1 protein-coding gene is annotated in these 1226 nt (G+C 29.3%); it reads right to left on the reverse strand.

Annotation, left to right across the window (positions count from 1 at the left end):
* On the reverse strand, positions 1 to 1133 hold a 1133-nt coding region (locus I4V63_RS15450), incomplete at its 3' end, for an IS3 family transposase (RefSeq protein WP_196002108.1).
* Between the last annotated feature and the right edge of the window lie 93 nt (positions 1134 to 1226).

Genomic DNA, 1226 nt, shown 5'->3' on the forward strand with positions numbered 1-1226 from the left:
CAACAATTACCGCGTCTGGACATAGATTGTCCGAGATTTTTAGACTTTAATAATTTTTGAAATCTTGGACTTGTGTAATGAGCTCCTTGGTCTGAGTGAATAAATGCATCCTTATGTAATTTAAATTTTGTATTATTCATCAGTTTATGAATAGTATCAATAGCAATATCAAGTGTTATATTATTTGATAAATTATGCGCTAATATTTCATTAGTAGAAGCATCTTTGATGGTCGACAAATAGGCCATCTGATTATTACCATATGGCAGATAGGTTATATCCGTAAGAAGTACTTTTCCAGCTACTTCTTGTTTGAAATTTCTATTTAGAAGATTTGGAACAACTCTATGTTCTTTAGTTGCTTTAGCCATTCTTCTGTACGGATTAGCTTTTCTTATTGGACAAACAATATTATATTTTCTCATAATCCTTTGAATACGCTTTCTGTTATAAGTTATTCCAAACTCATTTTCCAATAGCATTTTTATTGATCTAGAACCCTTCTTATACCCTTTATAGTTAAAAGCTTTTAATATATTATCTCTAACACTTAAATCAATATTCGCTTGCTTGATTTTTATAGACTTATTATTTAAAAATCTGTAATATCCGGAGCGTGAAACACCAGCTATAGAACATAAATGGCTAACTAAGGAATTGAATTTTGAATTCTTAGTTATTCTTTCAATTAAAGTAAATGCTTTTGCTGCAACTAGTTTACCTTTTCTCACCTGCCTTTCGTGCAGCTCTAATTTTTTTAAAAGTTCAACCTCAGCTTTTAAATATTCAATTTCAGCGTTTTGCTTTGCTATTAACTCATCTTTAGTAAGTTCACGCTGACGCGGACGTCCACTATTTTTTCTCCTTGTGTCATCTAATCCAAGAACTCCATTTTCTTTATATGCCGTTCTCCACCTACTAGATGCACATTTAATGCGTTTTAATCCAATAATATTAATATCGAAGCCTGCTTCTTCAAAAATATCTCTAGGTAATTTTTTATTATTATATTCTGCAATAAAATGAATTTTAAATTCATTTGTATAAGTTATAGACTTTTCACTTACATTTTTAACATATTTATTTTTTGATAAAATTTCTATATCTTGCTCTGAAAAAGTTTTTTTGCTCACTCTTTGATCACCTCATTAATTTATTGTACAAAAAAAGACTCTATATAGATAGATACTCTTTTTTTGAGTGTCTACTATATAGGGTCCATTTTA

Source organism: Clostridium sp. 1001271B_151109_B4 (assembly GCF_015670405.1).
GTDB lineage: Bacteria > Bacillota > Clostridia > Clostridiales > Clostridiaceae > Clostridium.